Origin of the sequence: Nocardiopsis sp. NPDC057823 (assembly GCF_042797335.1) — a bacterium.
In the GTDB taxonomy this organism is placed as follows: Bacteria; Actinomycetota; Actinomycetes; order Streptosporangiales; family Streptosporangiaceae; genus Nocardiopsis; species Nocardiopsis changdeensis.
The window spans coordinates 44,141-63,073 of the sequence record NZ_JBHVLR010000013.1 but is presented as its reverse complement, the minus strand read 5'-3'; the positions used below and the strand labels follow the sequence as shown (position 1 = coordinate 63,073).

The 18,933-nt window shown below is 72.7% G+C and carries 14 protein-coding genes and 1 tRNA gene; 6 read left to right on the top strand and 9 right to left on the bottom strand.

The genetic code is table 11. The features are described from left to right. Window positions 1-4: 4 nt before the first annotated feature. From ACFVNO_RS20610 to ACFVNO_RS20595, 4 genes are all read right to left on the bottom strand, one after another. Entirely contained in the window at window positions 5-505 is a 501-nt protein-coding gene (locus tag ACFVNO_RS20610; RefSeq protein ID WP_378894781.1) for a hypothetical protein, read from the bottom strand. Between the two features lie 13 nt (window positions 506-518). Then, window positions 519-2,132, bottom strand: a complete 1,614-nt coding sequence (locus ACFVNO_RS20605) for an alpha/beta hydrolase (protein ID WP_378894778.1) — start codon at window positions 2,130-2,132, stop codon at window positions 519-521. 26 nt (window positions 2,133-2,158) lie between these two features. Next, complete coding sequence (locus tag ACFVNO_RS20600; protein ID WP_378894775.1) at window positions 2,159-2,485, bottom strand: hypothetical protein; 327 nt, start codon at window positions 2,483-2,485, stop codon at window positions 2,159-2,161. A gap of 531 nt (window positions 2,486-3,016) precedes the next feature. Further along, window positions 3,017-3,092, bottom strand: a tRNA-Arg gene (locus ACFVNO_RS20595). A gap of 472 nt (window positions 3,093-3,564) precedes the next feature. On the opposite strand from ACFVNO_RS20595, the gene ACFVNO_RS20590 reads away from it, so the two are divergent. After that, complete coding sequence (locus tag ACFVNO_RS20590) at window positions 3,565-4,434, top strand: cobalamin biosynthesis protein (protein WP_378895045.1); 870 nt, start codon at window positions 3,565-3,567, stop codon at window positions 4,432-4,434. A gap of 67 nt (window positions 4,435-4,501) precedes the next feature. On the opposite strand, the gene ACFVNO_RS20585 is transcribed toward ACFVNO_RS20590, so the two are convergent. Further along, window positions 4,502-5,020: a hypothetical protein gene (locus ACFVNO_RS20585; RefSeq protein ID WP_220559575.1), complete on the bottom strand. Its 519-nt coding sequence runs from the start codon at window positions 5,018-5,020 to the stop codon at window positions 4,502-4,504. A 317-nt stretch (window positions 5,021-5,337) separates the two neighbouring features. On the opposite strand from ACFVNO_RS20585, the gene ACFVNO_RS20580 reads away from it, so the two are divergent. From ACFVNO_RS20580 to ACFVNO_RS20570, 3 genes are all read left to right on the top strand, one after another. Further along, window positions 5,338-8,271 carry a penicillin acylase family protein gene (locus tag ACFVNO_RS20580; RefSeq protein ID WP_378894772.1) on the top strand — a complete coding sequence of 978 codons (2,934 nt, stop codon included), beginning with the start codon at window positions 5,338-5,340 and terminating at the stop codon, window positions 8,269-8,271. A 371-nt stretch (window positions 8,272-8,642) separates the two neighbouring features. Then, window positions 8,643-9,083, top strand: a complete 441-nt coding sequence (locus tag ACFVNO_RS20575; protein WP_355261954.1) for an NfeD family protein — start codon at window positions 8,643-8,645, stop codon at window positions 9,081-9,083. Between the two features lie 84 nt (window positions 9,084-9,167). After that, window positions 9,168-10,262 carry an SPFH domain-containing protein gene (locus ACFVNO_RS20570; RefSeq protein ID WP_378894768.1) on the top strand — a complete coding sequence of 365 codons (1,095 nt, stop codon included), beginning with the start codon at window positions 9,168-9,170 and terminating at the stop codon, window positions 10,260-10,262. Window positions 10,263-10,341: 79 nt separating this feature from the next. On the opposite strand, the gene ACFVNO_RS20565 is transcribed toward ACFVNO_RS20570, so the two are convergent. Both ACFVNO_RS20565 and ACFVNO_RS20560 read right to left on the bottom strand, forming a co-directional pair. Continuing rightward, complete coding sequence (locus ACFVNO_RS20565) at window positions 10,342-11,307, bottom strand: quinone oxidoreductase family protein (RefSeq protein WP_378894765.1); 966 nt, start codon at window positions 11,305-11,307, stop codon at window positions 10,342-10,344. Between the two features lie 87 nt (window positions 11,308-11,394). After that, window positions 11,395-13,551 carry a serine/threonine-protein kinase gene (locus ACFVNO_RS20560; protein WP_378894762.1) on the bottom strand — a complete coding sequence of 719 codons (2,157 nt, stop codon included), beginning with the start codon at window positions 13,549-13,551 and terminating at the stop codon, window positions 11,395-11,397. 257 nt (window positions 13,552-13,808) lie between these two features. Here ACFVNO_RS20560 and ACFVNO_RS20555 point away from each other — a divergent pair, with 257 nt between their 5' ends. Further along, window positions 13,809-14,096, top strand: coding sequence for a DUF6504 family protein (locus ACFVNO_RS20555; RefSeq protein WP_220559582.1), 288 nt, complete (start codon window positions 13,809-13,811; stop codon window positions 14,094-14,096). 25 nt (window positions 14,097-14,121) lie between these two features. Here ACFVNO_RS20555 and ACFVNO_RS20550 read toward each other — a convergent pair whose 3' ends face one another. Continuing rightward, window positions 14,122-14,721, bottom strand: coding sequence for a GNAT family N-acetyltransferase (locus tag ACFVNO_RS20550; protein WP_378894758.1), 600 nt, complete (start codon window positions 14,719-14,721; stop codon window positions 14,122-14,124). 115 nt (window positions 14,722-14,836) lie between these two features. Then, window positions 14,837-15,922 carry a peptidoglycan recognition family protein gene (locus ACFVNO_RS20545; RefSeq protein ID WP_355261939.1) on the bottom strand — a complete coding sequence of 362 codons (1,086 nt, stop codon included), beginning with the start codon at window positions 15,920-15,922 and terminating at the stop codon, window positions 14,837-14,839. Between the two features lie 448 nt (window positions 15,923-16,370). Here ACFVNO_RS20545 and cobT point away from each other — a divergent pair, with 448 nt between their 5' ends. Further along, the gene (gene cobT / locus ACFVNO_RS20540; protein WP_378894754.1) at window positions 16,371-18,749 is read left to right on the top strand and encodes a nicotinate-nucleotide--dimethylbenzimidazole phosphoribosyltransferase; all 2,379 of its coding nucleotides are present in this window, start codon (window positions 16,371-16,373) and stop codon (window positions 18,747-18,749) included. Window positions 18,750-18,933: the final 184 nt, after the last annotated feature.

The following is an 18,933-nucleotide window of genomic DNA, read 5'->3' as shown; positions in this document are numbered from 1 at the left end:
ATTCTCAGGCTTCCGGGGTGCCCTCCGGCCACACACAGGGGGAAGACGCGCCGATGGAAAGGTCTCCCTGAATACTGACGCGGAGAGACATGAGGAAGCCGTCTTCCTCGTTCTCGACCGCGATCGACAGTTTGTCAGGGCGTTCGTCGCGGATGACACGGTAGCCGTTGGCGGTCCAGTACTCGTACAGCAGTTCGGCGTTCTGTTCGTTCTCCTCCACCAGCAGCCCATTCAGCCACTGATCCTGACTGACGGTGACACGGCCTCGAGGGCCACCGTCGGTGGGGTCATCGCAGGAAGCGAAGGCGACAGGGCCGACGGGTTCGAGTTCGACGGTTTCCGGCAGAGCGGATACGGCACCGGTGATGTGCTGGTCGACCTTGGTAGCGGCTTCGTCCTGGGTCATCGTTTCTTGCATCGTCGTTTCCTGATCGGCGCCGGGGCTGCAAGCGGTCATCGCGAAGACGGCCAGGGGCAGGTAGGCCGCCTGTTTCAGTCGCTTCATATCTTGATAGGTCCTAATGTTGTCCGGCGATGACTTCGCCCATGTATTCCAGGGAGGCAGTACCGCGGTTGAAGTATTCCGAGTGGGCGGCTCCAAGCGGCCACGGGCCCCCATCGCTGCCTTCGTCGGATTCGAACACGGTCGCCCCGAAGTCGGGGCTGGTGGGATCGGCGCCGTGTGTCAATTCGGTGAGGTTGGTGATTCCGTCGTTCTTCGCTGTCGAGGTGTGCACGTCCTCAGGCGCGAATCCGAGTTCGGACACGTGCTCGGCGTCGGCTCCGGGACTGCCGACCAGGACGATCTCGTCGGCATTGAGGCCGACCTCGCTCTGCGCGGTGTGACCGACCACGGTGGATCCGTAGCTGTGCCCGATGACGGTGTTGTGCGATGCGGACGTGTTCTCGTGTGTGGCGCGGAGCCCGTCCTGGAAGCCGCTCAACTCGTCGACGGCACCCTCGGCCCGTCCCCGCCCTGCTGCTTCGGGCACGTTGGGAGCGTCGTAGCCGATCCAGCTGATGACGGCATGCTCGCCTTCCCTGTCCGCGATCGAGGCTGATTGATGCAGTGCCTCAGCTCGCCCCAACTGGTCGTTGACGCTTTGCCAGGTGGTCGTGGTGCCCGGCACGAGGGTGGCGACGTTGTCGGCGGTGTCGGGGTTGCCGGTGGACACGATGGCGCGCCCGCGGTTCTCGGTGTCCAGAGCGAGCAGGTACCGGTCGGCGTTCTCGTCGTTGAGGTTGGTGTGCAAGGTGGTGAGCGTTTCGAGTTCCTCTTCGAGCTCGCTCAGGTCCGTCTGGGAGCCGTAGGCGCCGATCCCGCTGCTGGAGTCGCTCAGGGAGTCCATGGCCTCATCGCGTTCGCCCTTCGCGTCGGCGATCTCCTCTTCCAAACGGGCGATCTCGTCGTCCAGGTGGTCCCGGTTGAGTTCGTCGCGCACGACGGTGGGGATACCGTCGAGGTCGCGCAGGAGTTCGGGGTGGTCCTCCATGGCCTGGCGCTGTTCCTGCTCGTCCATGGAGTTCCACCAGGTGTTGACCACCGAGGGGTGGTCTTCTGGGCTGGGGAGTCCGTCGGGCAGCATGCCGGGGTAGCTGTCGCCGAAGTAGGAGAGCTGGGTGCCGGTCAGCAGCCCGGCTTCGACCATGCGCTCCAGGGCGTCCGCGGAGGGACCGTTCCTGAGGGATTCGACGGCCTCCTGGGCCTGTTCCATCAGGGTGCTCCAGTACCCCTGATGCTCTTCCAAGAGCATGTCGATGAGGGGCTCGAAGGGTTCGTCGGCGACTCTTTCGGCGACGGCGGTGTCGAACCTGGTCTGGATGCTCGCGCGTTTGGTCCGGTAGTCCTCGACGTCCTGTGCCCACTGCCGCAGGGTCGCGGCCCCGTAGGTTAGGTCCCGGGTGGTGTCCTCCCAGAGCATGAGCTCGTCGGCCGCGGCCGAGGTGATGTCCCAGGCAAGGAGGTCGGTGAACTCGCCGGCAGAGCTGCGGAACTGGGTGTCGGTCTCCTCGGTCTGCCCCGTGAGGGACAACCGGAGCTCGACCAGCGCGTCCGCGCCGCCTCTGATGGCTTCGACGTCGGCGTCGATGTCCCCGGGCAACCCCAGAGTCGGGGCGGATCCTGTTGTCATATCGATTCGCTCGTCCGGTCCAAGGCTCAGAAGTTGATGGTGATGTCGAGGAGGCCGAGGCCTTCCTGGAACTCTTCGGCGCTGTCGTGGTCGGTCGCGGCGATCTCCAGATCGGCGCCCTTGATGTTCTCGGCCAGGTTGATGGAGTTCTGCGCGAGCTGGCTGATGTTGTCGAACATTTTGGTGTCGAAGCTGAACAGGCCCGAGGTGACGTAGGAGGAGACCGCAGGTTGGAGGTCTTCGATGATCCCTTCGAGCGCGGGCGCCGCAGCGGTGGTGCGGATGGCGAGTTCCTCGGCTTGGTCGGCCTTGCTCATGGCCGTGACGGGGTTGACCCCGATGGGAGTGGACACAGGGGAGCTCCTGATCAGCGTGGGGTGAGGGGAGCGAAGAGGACGTTACCGTATGTGCCGGGTTGATCTCAGGGCGGATCGGTGTTTTTCGGTGTCCGAAAGCGGTCAAGAGGGGGCGGATCGGTGGTCACGCCCCATCGGATTGGTGTCCTGGGTGGTTATAGGGGGTTGCGCAGCGGTTGGAGGCTTCCCGGCTTCAACGAGGGTGCGTCCAGGCGGTCCGCTGTGTGGGGATCGTGCGGTGGTGCGCGTGGGTGGCTGGTGTCCCCTTGGGTGTCCCACGGGTGCGAAGCCCGTGTTCGTGGGGTCTGGGCGGCCGTGTGGGCGCTACCTGACCGCGCTGGTGGGCTGGCGCGGGGGTGTCTGCGGGCGCGGCCCTGCTGGGTCACGGGACGGCAAAATGCTCCGCGAGATGCGCTCCCACCTGTACTGATCTTGTACTGCGGAGCACACACGGAGCATTTCAGGGCTCCAGACGGGCTTCGCACCTCGTCTGTCCGAACAACAAACCCCATCTGAACTGGGGTTTTGTGGCGCACCCGGCAGGATTCGAACCTGCGGCCATCGGATTAGAAGTCCGGTGCTCTATCCACTGAGCTACGGGTGCTCGGTTCAATTGTGGCCCGCGGTGGCGGGTCGTGACCACGTTGTGACCCAGGGTGTGGTCGGGGTGGCCTGCGACCGGGCGGTCCGCCCGTGTCATGGTGTCCCGGGCAGACATTCTAGGGTATTTGGAAGATCTCGCCCACAGGTGGGCAAAGCCTCATCAACTACGGTGATTCGTGGTTGACACTCGTTACCGCGCGTGTTCCGTCAAACCGGTCGCTATGGGCCCCGTGCACCACGTTACCGGTGATTAACTCCGGGTGTGCTGCACCCCCGCTGGTGTTTCGTGAACTCCTGGCCGCCTGGCGTCAGAAGTGCCACCACTGGCCGACGAGCACGGCCAGCCAGGTCAGGGTGTACATGGGTGCCCTCTGAGATCGGTCACTCTGTGTGCACAGATTATTACTCTAAGTAATCAAGCGGAGCGTGCCAGGACCCGGAGTCGCTACCGTGGTGCGGTGCGATCACGAGGAATGGCGGCGGGCTACCTGCTGGACATGCTGGTGCGGGACCCCCGGAGGGGGCATCCGGTGGCGGTGTTCGGCCGGGCCGCGGGGTGGTGGGAGCGGCGCGTGTACCGGGACTCGGCGGTCGCCGGGGCGGTGTTCGCCGCCGGGGCCGTCCTGCCCGCGGTGGGGCTGGGGCGGCTCGCCGAGCGGGGCGGGGAGGCCGCGACCGCCGCGGTCACCTGGGCGGTGCTGGGCGGGACCATGCTGTGCCGGGAGGCGGAGGGCGTGGCCCGGGCCCTGGAGGACGGGGACGTGGAGCTGGCCCGCGAACTGCTGCCGCGGCTGTGCGGCCGTGATCCGAGCGGGCTGGGGGAGCGGGAGATCGCGCGGGCCGTGGTGGAGTCGGTCGCCGAGAACACCTCCGACGCCGTGGTCGGCCCCCTGGTCTGGGGCGCCCTGGGCGGGGCCGCCGGGCTGGCCGGCTTCCGGGCCGTGAACACGCTGGACGCCATGGTCGGCCACCGGAACGCGCGGTACCGCAGGTTCGGCGCGCCCGCGGCGAGGCTGGACGACCTGGCCGGCTGGGCGCCCGCGCGGCTCACCGCGCTGCTGGCGGTCGCCGCCGCGCCGCTGGTGGGCGGGAACGCGGGGGAGGCGTGGCGGGTGTGGCGCCGCTACGGGGACCGGCACCCGAGCCCGAACGCGGGCCAGTGCGAGGCCGCCTTCGCCGGCGCCCTGGGCGTGTCCCTGGGCGGGGCGAACGTCTACGGGGACCGCGAGGAGCGGCGGCCGCGCATGGGTGAGGGGCCGCCGCCCCGGGTCGCGGACATCCGCCGGGCGGTCCGGCTGTCCCGGGCCGTGGGCGCGGGAGCGCTCGCGGTGGCCGCCCTGTGAACGCCGCCCCGGGGCCCGCCGGGGCCCCGGGGCGGCCGGCCCCACTCCCTCGGGGGCGGGGCCGGGGTCAGGCCGCGAGGCTGCGGGCGTAGTTGACCTGCTGGTTGATCTGCGCCGACAGGCCGCGGTGCGAGGCCGGGATGGAGGCCGCGTGGTAGTGGCCGTGCCCCTGCACGGTGACCTGGATGTGCCCGCTGGTCTTCTCCTCCTTGACCAGCAGGAAGAGCAGGCCGAGCAGACAGGTCCACCAGAACACGAGGATCGCCACGATGACGGCCCAGACCGGGGTGCTGCGCTCGGTGCGGGTCATGTCGGTGACGGTCCACACCGTCCCCCGGATCGGGAAGCGCCCGCCGGGGGTGATGACGGTGTTCTGGGTGATGGCGATGTCCCCGATGGTGCTGAGCACGGGCTCGTTCGCCCCACCGGGCGTCGGTCCGGCGGGGACGGGGGCGTAGCCGCCGGTGGGGGCCCCGTAGGGCTCGATCGCCCCGTACCCGTCGGCGGGGTTCCAGGCCGACGGGTCGGGCTGCTGCTGGTTCTGCTGCTGCCAGGGGTCGCCGTCGGGGGAAGGGTAAGGGTTCATGGGCCGATTGTGTCAAAGCGCGGGGGCCCGGGGAACGCGATCCCGGGCACGACCTCGGCCGGGAGGGCTTCGGAGCCGTGGCCGGATGTGGCCACTCCCGCCGTGTCGGGGACCGTTCGTGACGGCGTCCGTTCGCTGTGTGCCGGGACGTTCCCGCTGGACGTGGCGTGGGTCACTCTAAACATGCCACTTCTCGCGGGCGCGCGGCGGGGGAGGGGGCGGGTCCGGGCATCAAACGTGAAACTCTTTCGCGATTTACTTACCCGTACGTAACATGCCGCTGAACCATCGCCCGCACCCCCAGGTGGTGACAGCACATGCCCCCTTCTCCCCCCTCGCTCGCAAGGCGGCTGCGCGCCGGTGCCTCCGGTGTCGCCTTGGCGGTCGCGGCCGCCACCGTCTCGGCGCTCCCCGCGGCACCCGCCCTGGCCGAACCCCTCCCCGACTACTGCGCGCCCGAGGGGTGCCACGACATCCTCCCGCCGGGCCAGAACGGCAGCGCGACCCTCGTCGAGATCCTCGGGCACCAGGCCTTCGGGACCCGGCCCCGGTTCTCCTCCAGCCAGCTGGACATGTACGACGACCTCGTCCACTACTACGACGGCCTCACCGAGGAGAGCCTGGACGACTTCTTCCTCGACGCCACCTTCGGTGTGGCCGAGGGCGACGTGGGCCGCAGGTACCAGCCGCGGTCCGACGTCACGATCACCCGCGACCGGCACCACGGCATCCCCCACATCGAGGGGAGCACCCGTGAGGGCACGATGTTCGGCGCCGGGTACGCGGCCGCCGAGGACCGGCTCTTCCTCATGGACGTGCTGCGCCGCGTCGGCCGCGGCGAGCTCACCTCCTTCGCCGGCGGCGCCGAGGGCAACCGCGGCCTGGAACAGGACCTGTGGCGCAACGCCCCCTACACCGAGGAGGACAAGCAGGCCCAGGTCGACCGGGTCGCCGCCAGCGGTGAGCACGGGGAGCAGGCCCTGGCCGACGTCGGGGACTACCTCGACGGCGTCAACACCTACATCGAGCAGGCCGACGAGGGCCGCTACTTCCCCGGCGAGTACGTGCTGACCGGGCACAAGAACGCCATCACCAACGCCGGCGAGATCGAGCCCTTCACCGTCACCGACGTCGTCGGCATCGCCTCCATGGTCGGCGGCATCTTCGGCGGCGGCGGTGGCGGCGAGGTCCAGGCCGCCATCGTCCTGGCCAACTTCCAGGACCGCTACGGCGCCGAGGAGGGCCTGGCCCTGTGGCAGGACTGGCGCATGGAGAACGATCCCGAGGCCGTGGTCAGCGTCCCGGGCGAGTTCCCCTACAGCGGGACCCCGGAGGACCCCGTCGGCGAGGTCCGGCCCGACCCGGGCTCGGTGGAGTACTACGACATCGTCCACGACGAGCACGGCTCCGCGGCCTCCGGGCAGGCGGCGGAGTCCGCCGAACCCCTCGCCGCGGCCACGGAGGCGCCCGACGGGGGCGAGGAGGTCACCGTCGAGGACCTCAGCGAGGAGCAGCAGGACGAGCTCGACGCCATGGTGGAGGAGGGCGACCTCTCCGCCGCCGAGGGCGTGTTCAACGAGGGCGTGCTGCCCGAGGGCCTGCTCGACCCGCACGGCATGTCCAACGCCCTGCTGGTCTCCGGCGAGCACACCGAGAGCGGCAACCCGGTGGCCGTCATGGGTCCGCAGACCGCCTATTTCTCGCCCCAGCTGCTCCTGCTTCAGGAACTCCAGGGGCCGGGGATCAGCGCCCGCGGCGCCTCCTTCGCCGGGGTGAGCTTCTACGTCCAGATGGGCCGCGGCGTCGACTACGCCTGGAGCGCCACCTCGGCCGGCCAGGACCTCACCGACACCTTCGCCGTCCACCTGTGCGAGACCGACGGCTCCGAGCCCACCAAGGCCTCGCGCGCCTACATCGACTCCTCCGGGGACTGCACCCCCTTCGAGGAGCTGAGCGTCACCAACGAGTGGGCCCCCACCGTGGCCGACGGCACCCCGGCGGGCGGCTACACGCTCACCTCGCTGCGGTCCGAGTACGGGCTGGTGCAGTCGTTCGCGACGGTGGACGGCACCCCGGTCGCGTTCACCTCGCTGCGCTCCACCTACATGCACGAGGTGGACTCCATCATCGGGTTCCAGCGCTTCAACGACCCCGACGAGATCACCTCGGCGGAGACGTTCATCGACGCCGCAGAGGACATCGGATACGCCTTCAACTGGCACTACGTGGACGACGAGGACATCGCGTTCGTCAACTCCGGCGCCAACCCGGAACGGAACCCGGGCACCAACCCCAACCTGCCCATCGACGCCTACTCGGACGCGGGCTGGTCCGGCTGGGACCCGGACGGCAACACCGCCTCCTACATCCCCAAGAGCGAGCACCCGCAGGCGGTCGACCCCGACTACATCGTCAACTGGAACAACAAGCCCGCGCACGGGTACACCTCGGGCTGGGCCACCGGCTCGGTGCACCGCGGCGACCTGCTCGACACCCGCGTCTCCTCGCTGATCGACGGCGGGCACAGGTTCACCACCGCGAGCCTGACGCAGGTGATGATGGAGGCCGGCACCACCGACCTGCGCGCCCAGGAGGTGCTGCCGCTGCTGCTGGAGGTCATCGGCTCCGAGGAGGTCGACGACCCCGCCCTGGCGTCGGCGGTCGAGGGCCTGCGGCAGTGGAACGAGGCGGGGTCCCAGCGCCGCGAGCCCTTCCGGGACGCGGGCTACTACTCCTACGCCGACTCCATCCGGATCCTGGACGCCTGGTGGCCGCTCCTGGTCCGGGCCCAGTTCGAGCCCGAGCTGGGCGAGGACCTGTACACCGAGCTGACCAGGGCGGCGCAGATCGACGAGTCGCCCTCGGGCAACATCGGCGGCGGCACCCCCGGCAGCGTCAACCAGGGCCAGCCCCACCGCGGCTCCGCCTTCCAGTACGGGTGGTGGTCGTACGTGGACAAGGACCTGCGCACCGTGCTGGGCCAGGACGTCGAGGGACCGCTCGGCGACGGGGCCTACTGCGGCGACGGGGACCTGGCCGAGTGCCGCACGGTCCTGCTCGACACCCTCGCGGAGGCCGTGGCCACCCCGGCGGGCGAGGTCTACCCGGGTGACGGCCACTGCGCGGTCGGCGCCCAGGTGTGCGCGGACACGGTGATCCACCAGTCGGTGGGCGGCATCAACATGTGGCCGATCGCCTGGCAGAACCGGCCCACCTACCAGCTCGTCTACCAGTTCTCCGGCGGACGGTAGCGACGGGCGGCACGGCCCCCGGCGGCCCTGAGCGGGTGCCTCCGGGGGCCGTGCCGTGCCCGGGTGCACCTTGTACCCGAGCGGCGGACCGGTGCGCGGAAGGCCTCGCCGGGCCCCGCCGGGCTCCCGACCGGAACCCCGGCCGAAAGCCCCGCCGCCGGACCCCGGACACGGGGCGCCCGCCCCGGCGAGGGGCCCGCGGGACCCTCGCCGCGGGCCCCGCCGCCGGGACCGCCCGGTGCGGACCGGGGCCGCCCGGGGCCGACCGGAATCAGAGGACGAAATCCCCGTACTCGTAAGCGAATCGTGTGGTTCGTCGGCTCTGGGTGGGTAGCAAAGGAATACCCGGAACAAGAACGGGAGGGTGGTACATGGACGCCTGGTTGGTCTGGCTGGTCCTCGCCGTCGTCCTGGGGATCATCGAGATCGTCACCCTCACCTTCGTCCTGGGACTCCTCGGCGCGGCGGCCCTGGTCGCCGCCCTGCTCGGCGCCGTCGGACTCCCGGTCCCGGTGCAGATCATCGGGTTCGTCGGAGCCTCGGCCGCCGGGATCTACCTGCTGCGGCCGATCATGCGCCGCCAGCTCGCCCGCGGGCCCGTGGTGCGCTCGGGCGTCGAGGGGCTGGTGGGGCGCAGCGCCGTGGTGCTTCAGCCCGTGGACCGTGACAAGGGACTGATCAAGCTCTCCGGAGAAGAGTGGTCGGCGCGCAGCATCGACGAGGACCTGGTGATCCCCGTGGGAGCGCACGTCGACGTGATGGAGATCGACGGCGCCACCGCCGTGGTCTACCCGCGCGAGGCCCTTCCCTGAGCCGGCCGCCCGGCCGCCGGGGAGGGCGGGCGGGCCGGGGCCGCGCGCACCGCCGCAGACACGAACCGAAGTCAGGTGCCGAACATGTTGGATGCCCTACCGCTCATCATCCTCGCCGTCCTCTGCGTCGCCCTCGCCATGTCGGCGATCCGCATCGTTCCCCAGGCCAGGGCGTACAACATCGAACGCTTCGGCCGCTACACCAGGACGCTCGGGCCCGGCCTGAACTTCCTCATCCCGGGGGTCGACCGCGTCAACACCAGGTTCGACCTGCGCGAGCACGTGTTCACCTCGCGCCCCCAGCCGGTCATCACCGAGGACAACCTGGTCGTCAACATCGACACCGTCCTCTACTACCAGATCACCGAACCCAAGGCCGCCGCCTACGAGGTCGCCAACTACATCCAGGCCATCGACCAGCTCACGGTCACGACCCTGCGCAACGTGATCGGCTCGATGGACCTGGAGCGCACGCTCACCTCCCGCGAGGAGATCAACACCCGCCTGCGCGGCGTCCTGGACGACACCACCGGCAAGTGGGGCATCCGCGTCAACCGGGTGGAGATCAAGGCCATCGACCCGCCGCCCACCATCAAGGAGGCGATGGAGAAGCAGATGCGGGCCGACCGCGACAAGCGCGCGGCCATCCTGCACGCCGAAGGCGAGCGCCAGGCCCGCATCCTCAAGGCGGAGGGCGCCCGCCAGCAGGCGATCCTGGAGGCGCAGGGCGACCAGCAGGCGGCGATCCTGCGGGCCGACGGCGAGGCGCAGGCGGTGGAGCGGGTCTTCCAGGCGGTGCACGCCAACAACGCCGACGCCAAGCTGCTCGCCTACAAGTACCTGGAGACCCTGCCGCAGCTGGCCAACGGGGAGGGGAACACGTTCTGGGTCATCCCGGGCGAGTTCACCGAGGCGGTCAAGAACGTCAGCCACGCCTTCGCGGGGGAGGCGGTCCGCTCGCGCCCCTCCACGGAGAAGGACGAGGACGCCGGGGCGAACGGGCCGGCCCGGATCGCCGGGCCCGAGCCGAGCCAGCCGTCCGCGTCGGAGCGGGCCGCCGTGGACGCCGCGGAGGCGGCCAGGCAGGCGGTGGAGGACGCCCGCGACGACGTGCGCCGCGCCGGGGTGGCCGGTGTGCGCGGTCCCGAGGCGGCTCCGCGCCCGCGCGAGGAGGGGTAGCCCGGACGGGCCGGAACGGCCGCGGTCCCGTTCCCGGGACCGCGGCCGCGCCGCGCGGCCCGTCCGGGGCCGACCGGGGTCAGACCAGGACGAGCTTGCCGGTCGTCCGGCGCGAGGCCAGGTCGGCCTGGGCCCTGCCCGCGTCGGCCAGCGGGTACCGGCCGCCGATCCGCACGTCCAGGCGGCCCGCGCCCACCAGGGAGAACAGGTCCCCGGACCGCCACAGCAGCTCCGCGCGGTCGGCCACGAAGTGCGCCAGCGAGGGCCGGGTCAGGTACACCGAGCCGGCGGCGTTGAGCCGCTGCGGGTCCACCGGGTCCACCGCTCCCGAGGACTGCCCGAACAGCGCCAGCACACCGCGCGGGCGCAGCGACGCCAGGCTCGCGTCGAAGGTGTCGCGGCCCACGCCGTCGTAGACGGCCGCCACGCCCGCTCCGCCGGTGAGGTCGCGCACCGCCTCGGCCACCGGGACCTCGGTGTAGCGGACGACCTCGTCGGCGCCGGCCGCGCGGGCGATGCGCTCCTTCTCCTCGGAGGAGACGGTGCCGATCACGCGGGCGCCCCGCTCCTTGGCCAGCTGGGTGACGAGCAGGCCGGTGCCGCCCGCCGCGGCGTGCACCAGGACGGTCTCGTCCCCGGCCACCGGGTGCACCGAGTTCACCAGGTAATGGGCGGTCATGCCCTGGAGCAGCAGGGCCGCCGCCTGCTCCGGGGACACCTCCTCGGGCACCGGCACCACGAGGGACGCCTTGACCACGGCGCGGTCGGCGTAGGCGCCCGGCGCCATCGCCCACCCCACCCGCTGCCCGACGGACAGGTCCCCGACGCCCTCGCCGACGGCGGCCACCGTGCCGGCGGCCTCCATGCCCGGGACGAAGGGCAGCGGGACGTCGTACTGGCCGCTGCGCTGGTAGATGTCGATGAAGTTGACCCCGCGGGCCTCCACGTCGATGAGGACCTCACCGGGGCCGGGTACGGGGTCGACGACCTCGGAGACGCGCAGGACCTCGGGTCCGCCGGTCTCCTCCAGGACGATGGCGCGCATGCTTCCACTCCTTGCCGAATGCGAATGCCCGGCATCATGCCAGGCCGTCCGGGGCGGCGCCACGGCGGCACCCGCCCCGGGGCGCGCTCACTCCTGCGCGAGGATCTCGTGCACCGAGAAATCGGTGTAGAGCACCGCCATCGGCTGGTGGCCGGGGCCCGACCGGGTCATCATCCCGATCCGCCGGCGGTCCTCGACATCCTCGGCCTCCGCGGGCAGCGGGTCGGAGTCGACGGCGCTCACCGCGTGCTCGCCGTTCACCCACAGGGCCAGCTCCATGCGCGCCTCGCCGCCCTCGTCCTCGACGTACTCGCAGGCGAAGGCGAGCGTGTTGACCACGACCTCGTCCCGGTCGAACTCGTACGGGGACCCGGGGTCGTACCCGTCCGTCCTGGCGCTCTCCTCGAACAGCGGGTAGGGCTCGAACCCCTGGACCTCGTTGGTGCGTTCGAGGACCTGGTCGCCCTCCTCCTCGCTCATCCGCCGGATCTCGGCCTGCTGCCCGTCGTAGCGCACCGCGGCCTCGTACTGGGTGCGGTACTCCTCACCGGAGGTGTCCCAGCAGCGGACGCCGAAGGTCGCCTGCTCGGGCCCCTCGATCACGTAGGCACTGGCGGTGACCAGCACCCGGTCGGGCATGTCGTCCTCGCGGTCCAACGGCACGACCAGGCCCCGGCTCGGGTCGTCGCCCGAGGGCTCGGGGTGCCGGAGGAGCATGCCGCGGCGCTCCTCCCAGTACAGGGCGCCGTCCTCGACCTCCTCGGCGTCGTAGAAATAGGTGTTCCACGCGGGGTTGAAGGCGAAGTCGGTGTTGTAGATCGAGACGATCTCGTTGTCCTCCTCCGAGGGGGGCCGGGGCTCCAGGTTGGACAGGACCACCGGGCCGATCCCGGCGATCAGCACGAGAGCGCCCGCACCCGCCCCGAGGGCGAGCAGCAGTCGGCGCCTGCGCCGTGCGCCGTCGCCCGCGCCGCCGCCGTCGGCCCCGCCGTTCACACCGGCGTTCGGCGGCACCGGGGCGCCGGGGCCGCCCGGACCCGACGGGAAGCCCTGGGCGGGCTGCCCGTGCGGCGGCGGGGCGTATCCGGCGGGCATCCGGTGGGTGGCGGGGGGCTGGGGCCCGGAGGGCCCGTGGTGCGCCCGCTCGTGGAGGGTGGGCGGCACCTGGCCGCCGGGGCCCTGGTGGGCGGTGGAGGGGGGCAGTTCGCGGCCCGGGTGGTAGGGCAGGGTCGGGTTCGCGCCGGTGCCGCCCCCGTAGTGGACCTGCCCCTGCGGGAAGGGGGTGGTGGCCCCCTCGGGCGGGGTCTGCCCGTGCGGCGGGGTGGCCGGTGCGGGCGGGGCCCCCGGGACGGGGGCGCCGGTCGGCACCTCCCAGGAGTCGCTGATGCTGCGCCGCACCTCGGCCTCGGCCGGTGCGTCCTGGCCGGTCAGGCGGGCCAGGATCTGCTGTGAGGTGGGCCGCCGGGACGGGTCCTTGTCCAGGGCGGCGGCCACCAGGTCGTACAGGCCCGGGTCCAGGCCCTCCAGCCGGGGCGGGGCCGACGTGATGTTGTGCAGCACGGCGGGCACGGAGACGGCGTCGAACGGCGCCTCCCCGATCCCCGCGAAGGCCACCAGGCAGCCCCAGGCGAAGATGTCGGCCGCGGCCGTGGGCCGCTCGCCCATCAGCAGTTCCGGGGCCATGTACGAGGGGGTGCCCATCAGCTGGCTGGACCGGGTGACCCCGCCGGAGTCCTCCAGGGCGCGGGCGATCCCGAAGTCGATCACCTTGGGGCCCACCGGGGACAGCAGCACGTTGCCGGGCTTGAGATCGCGGTGGATCACCCCCGACCCGTGGATGGCGGTGAGCGCGGCGGCCACGCCCATGGCCAGGCCGTCCAGGGTGCCCCCGGTCATCGGGCCGCCCTGGCGGACCGCCTCGTCCAGGTTCGGTCCCGGGACGTACTCGGAGACGATGAACAGGGTGTCTCCCTCCAGGCGGGCGTCGATGACCCCCGCCGTGGAGAACCGGGCCACCCGGCGGGCCGACTCCACCTCTCGGGCGAACCGCAGCCTGAACGACTCGTCGTCGGCGAGGTCGGGGTGGATGAGCTTGACGGCGACGGGCCGGCCGGAGGCGTCCTCCGCCAGGTAGACGGTGCCCATGCCGCCACGGCCCAGGCGCGCGGTGATCCGGTAGCCACCGAGTTCACGGGGGTCGCCCGCGCGCAGGGGTTTGCCGCTCTGGTGGCCGTTCGACGTCACGTGGAGGGTCCTCGCATGGATCGGGGATGGGGTGGTGCAAGCGTATCGACGGCGACACGCCGTGCGGTTCCGAACGGGGGGAGCCCGCGTCCGGACGCGCACGCCGGAGGGGGTGCCGCACACCGGTCACATGAGGTGATGCCGACCTTCGCGAAACAGTTCCACGGGTCCGCCGATTTCGCTACTGTGGGAACACTTGTTCGAACATCTGTCCGTATCTTCCCCGCGGGCGGGCGCATCCGGGGCCGGAGGGGTCGATGCCGAGGGGAAGTGTCGTGGGAAGGTACTACGGGACAGAGGTGACGGTCGTGGAGGACGCGGGCCGGCCGGCCCGGTTCACCTGGAACGGCAGGGTCTACGGCGTGCGCCGGATCATGGAGCACTGGGTCACGCCCCAGGACGGGTGGCGGGCCTCGCGCGGCCCTCTGACGCCCCGGAGCGAGCACTGGCGGCTGGAGGCCGGCGCCGCCGGATCCGAGGGGGTGTACGAACTGCGCCACGACACCGCCACCGGGACCTGGTCGCTGTCCCGGGTGTGGGGGTGAGGCGGGGCGTGCGCCGTGCCGGGGCTCAGGGTGCCGGGGGCCGGTCCCGGAGGTCGGCGGGGAGCAGCCCGTACACGACCAGGTCGGCGCGGCGGCCCCCGTGCAGGGGCATGGCGCCGCGCTCCACGCCCTCCAGGGTGAACCCGGCCTTCTCGGCCACCCGGCGCGAGGCGGTGTTCCGTGTCGCCGCCTTGATCTCCAGCCGCTGGAACCCCTGGTCCAGGGCCCAGCGGGACACCGCCACCACCGCCTCGGTGATGTGGCCCCGGCCGCGCTCGCCGGGGGCCGCCCAGTAGCCGATCTCGCTGTTCATCGCCTGCCACATCACGCGGACCAGCCCCACCGCGCCCACCAGCCGGCCGCCGTCCCTCAGCGTGACCGCCCACTGCTGGCCCTCGCCGCCGGTGCGCATCCCCGGGGCGATCTCCCGGCACCACTGCTCGGCGTCCGCGCGCGTGTAGGGGGCGTCGGGGCGGGGGAGCGGGAGCCATGCCTGCAGGCCCGGGTCGCTGCAGGAGGCGTACACGTCGTCGATGTCGTCCTCGATGAAGGCGCGCAGGCGCAGGCGCTCGGTCTCCAGGACGACGGAGGGCAGGACCGGGCGCGGTGGGCGCAGGGCGGTCATGGGGAACTCCCGGGTTCGCAGGACTCGGTCCCACAAGCGTAGACACGCCTCGCGACCGGCCCCGCCGACCCCGACGGACCCGTGCGGTCGGCGCCGGAGCGCCGACCGCGGCGGATCAGACCGGGCCGCGTGCGACGCGGTCGCGGATCGCGGTGTCGAACACCTCGGCGAAGGCGTTGCCCGGGCACTCGGTGGACAGCCAGTCGCGGTGCCGGCCCAGTGCCGGGCCGGGGGTGACGGCCCCGGTGGCGGGGTTGGTGTAGTCGATCCGGGCGCGGGGGTCCACCCCGGTCACCGCGCACAGCAGGCGCAGTACGCGGACCAGCGAGTCCTGGGCGGCCGGGGTGGGCAGGGCGTCGGTGAAGTCCCCGAGCAGGCACACGCCGATGTTGCCGTGGTTGACGCCGAAGGCGTGCCCGGCGGTGACCGAACGCGCCCGGCCGGGCAGCGGGAGACCGGAGAAGACGGGGACGCCGTCCTCGCCGGAGTGGCGCCCCTCGTACACCCCGCCCTCGGGGTCGATGAGCAGGTGGTAGCCGATGTCGCCCCAGGCCTGCTCCACCGCGTGCAGGTAGTACACGGCGCGCACGTCGGCGGAGTGGTCGCCGGTGGTCGCCATGGCGGTGTGGTGCACGGTGATCGCCTGCACCGGGTGGAAGACCGCGGGCCACAGGTCGTTCCCCTCGCCGTCGAACCTCCAGGACTCGTCGGCGCCCCACCCGGCGCGCGTGCGCAGGCGCAGGGCGGGCGGGCCCGCGGGTCGGCCGTCCCCGGCGGACAGGGTGGTCCGCTCGGGCCCGCCGACGCGCAGGCCCTCGCCGTCGAACAGGTTCACGGCGGCGGTGTCCCCCTCGATGTCGGCCTCGTACCCGGTGGCGCCCTCGGGGGCGCGGACCAGGGCCGAGCCGACCGGGGCGTCGTCGTCGCGCCCCTCGGCGTGCAGGTGGAGGGGCTCCCAGGCGCCGGTGCCGGAGGGGGTGTGGAAGCGGATGGCGCCGCGGGCGCCGGGGCGGCCGGTCACCGTGACCACGTCGAACGGCCGCCCGGTGCGGACGGGGGTGCCCGCGGGGGCGGTCTCGGCCAGGACGCGGGGGACGGTACCGTCCCCGGCGGCCAGAGCGGCTCGCGGTGCCGCGACACCGCCCAGCGCGGCCAGTCCGGCCGCGGCGGTGGCACCGGTGAGGAACGTGCGTCGTCGCATACGGGTCGTCTCCTTGGGGTGAGCGATGGGGACCCGGGGGCAGGGAGCCCTGACACTCTCGCACATGACCGACCACGGTGGGTGACGGACGGCGGACGGAGGCGGGGGAGCCTGGCCGGATCCGGCCGCGCCGCTCCGCGGCTCCGGGCGCCGGCGGCCGGCCCCGCGTTCCGCCGATCCGGCCCCGGCCGGTCGCGCGCCCCCTTCCGGAACCCGCCTCCACCTGGGAGGACAGGGGGATATGCGGACACCGTCCGCGCGCCTTCAGGGTGACTCTGGCACAGTTGACGGTGATGTGCGGGGCTTGGGGAGAGGGGGTCGAGAGGCGATCCGCCCAAGGCCCGGGGGACCCGTGCGAGCGGTACGCCGCCGCAGACTACGCTTACCGGTCGAACACCGGGACGAGCAGTGGGAACGGGCAGTCGACACACCTTCACGGGGGGCGATCATGACCGAGGACGACCGAGAGGACTCCCGCCGCGGCGGCGCGGGCGGCGAGGACCCCCGCGGCCGGACCGCCGGGGCGCCCGGCTTCGGGCCGCTCGGCGGCCTGCTCGACGGCCTGCCCGAGAGCGGCCGCGGCACCAGGCCCCGGCGGCCGGCGGCGGCCAACCCGTTCCGGCGGCCCGACCCGGCTCCCGCCGCCCGCCCCGAGCGGTCCCCGGCGGCCCCACCGCCCCCGGCCCCCGCCGCGCCGCCGCCCGAGCCGGAGGACCGGGCCGAGCCCGCCGCCCGGGCACCCGAACCCGAACCGCCCGCCGACCCCGCCCCGACCCCGCCGGCCCGGCCCAACGTGATCCCCTTCCGGAACACGCCCGAGCCCGACCCCCGGGCCGAGCACCCGCCACAGGACCGGACCGGGGCCGCCGCGCCGCCGGAACGCGCCGACCACCCGGCGGCCACCGCCGCCGGGACACCAGCGGACACCACCCCCGCGACCACCGAAGCAGAACAGAGCATGCACGCACACGAAGCGGCCGCCCCCCACGCCGAGCCGCACCCGGCACAGCCGCCGCGCCCCGCCGCGGTCCGACCCGCACCGGCGCCGGCCTCCCCGGCACCGGCCCCCGCGGAGCCGGCCGCCCCGGCGGAACGCACCGACCACGCCTACGACGAGGCCGCGCGCGCCGCCGTCTACCGGGCCATCCACGACCGGCGCGACGTGCGCACCGGGTTCCTCCCCGACCCCGTCGACCACGAGGTGCTCACCCGCGTCCTGGAGGCCGCCCACCGGGCGCCCAGCATCGGCCACTCCCAGCCCTGGGACTTCGTGGTCATCGAGGACCCCGGCCTGCGCGGCCGCGTCCTGGACCTGGCCCGGCGCGAACGCGACGAGTACGCCCACGCCCTTCCCAGCACCCGCGCCCGCGCCTTCTCCGGGCTCAAGGTCGAGGCCGTGGCCGAGGCCCCGCTCAACATCGCGGTCACCGTCGACCCCGCCCGCGGCCTGCGGCACACCCCCGGCCGCCACGCCCGGCCCATGAGCGCCTCCTACGCCGCCGCCCTGGCCGTGGAGAACCTGTGGCTGGCCGCCCGCGCCGAAGGCCTCGGCGTGGGCTGGGTCGGCTTCGCCGACGAACGCGACGTCGCCCGCGCCCTCGACCTCCCCTCCCACCTCGAAGTCGTCGCCTACCTCTGCCTGGGCCACGTCGAGGAGTTCCCCACCGAACCCGAGCTCGGCCTCTCCGGCTGGGCGAAGGGACGCCCCCTGTCCTGGGCGGTGCACCACGACCGCTACGGTCGCCGCGGTCTGCCCGGCCAGGAGCCCACGACCCTGCTGGAGGAGACCATCGCCGCCATCGGAGTCCTGAACACCCGCGCGGTGGAGGAGGCCCGGGACCGGCAGGACAGGATGACCAAGCCGCCGGGCTCCCTCGGGATCCTGGAAGAGGTGTCCGTCCGCCTGGCCGGGCTCGCCGGGGAGTGCCCCCCGCCCATCCCCGAGCCCGCGGCCGTCGCCGTGTTCGCCGGGGACCACGGCGTCCACGCCCAGGGGGTGACCGCCTGGCCGCAGGAGGTCACCGAGCAGATGGTGCACAACTTCCTCAACGGCGGGGCCGTCGTCAACGCGTTCGCCGCACAGGTCGGGGCGGAGGTCACCGTGGTCGACGTCGGCGTGGTCGGCGACCTGCCGCACGCCGCCGGGCTGCTGTCGCGCAAGGTCGCCCGCGGCACCGCCGACATCACCCAGGGCCCCGCCATGACCCGCGACCAGGCCATGCAGGCCCTGGAGAGCGGCATCGAGGTGGCCCGCGACCTGGTCACCGCGGGCAACCGCTGCCTGGTCACCGGCGACATGGGCATCGCCAACACCACCCCCTCGGCCGCCCTCATCTGCGCCTTCACCGGCGCCGCCGCGGAGGAGGCCACCGGCCGCGGCACCGGGGTGGACGACGCGATGTTCGAGAACAAGGTCGACGTGGTCCGCCGCGCCCTGGCGGCCAACCCCGTGGACCCGGCCGACCCCATCGGCACCCTGGCCGCCCTGGGCGGGTTCGAGCACGCGGCGCTGGCCGGGTTCATCCTCGGCGGCGCGGCCATGCGCGTCCCGGTGCTGCTCGACGGCGTCATCGCCGGATCGGCCGCCCTGGCCGCCGCGGCGATCTCCGGCGACTCCACCGGCGCGTACTTCGCCGGCCACCGCTCCAGCGAGCCCGGCCACGCCCTGGTGCTGGAGCACCTGGGGCTGCGCCCGCTGGTTGACCTGGAGATGCGCCTGGGCGAGGGGTCGGGCGCGCTGCTGGCCCTGCCGCTCCTCCAGGGGGCGGCCCGGGCCCTGCGCGACGTCGCCACCTTCGACGACGCCGGGGTCTCCTCCGCGCACTGACCCGCCGCGCGCCGCGCGCCGAGCCCTCCCGGCCGCCACGGCCGCCCGCACCCTTTCCGGGTGCGGGCGGTCTCACATTCTCCACAGGGCCTGCTTCATCTCCCTGTAATACCGTTTTGACAAGGTAATTTGGAGCAATCGCCGACCATACCCGGCGGGCGCCCGGGCCCCGTGCCCGGTGACG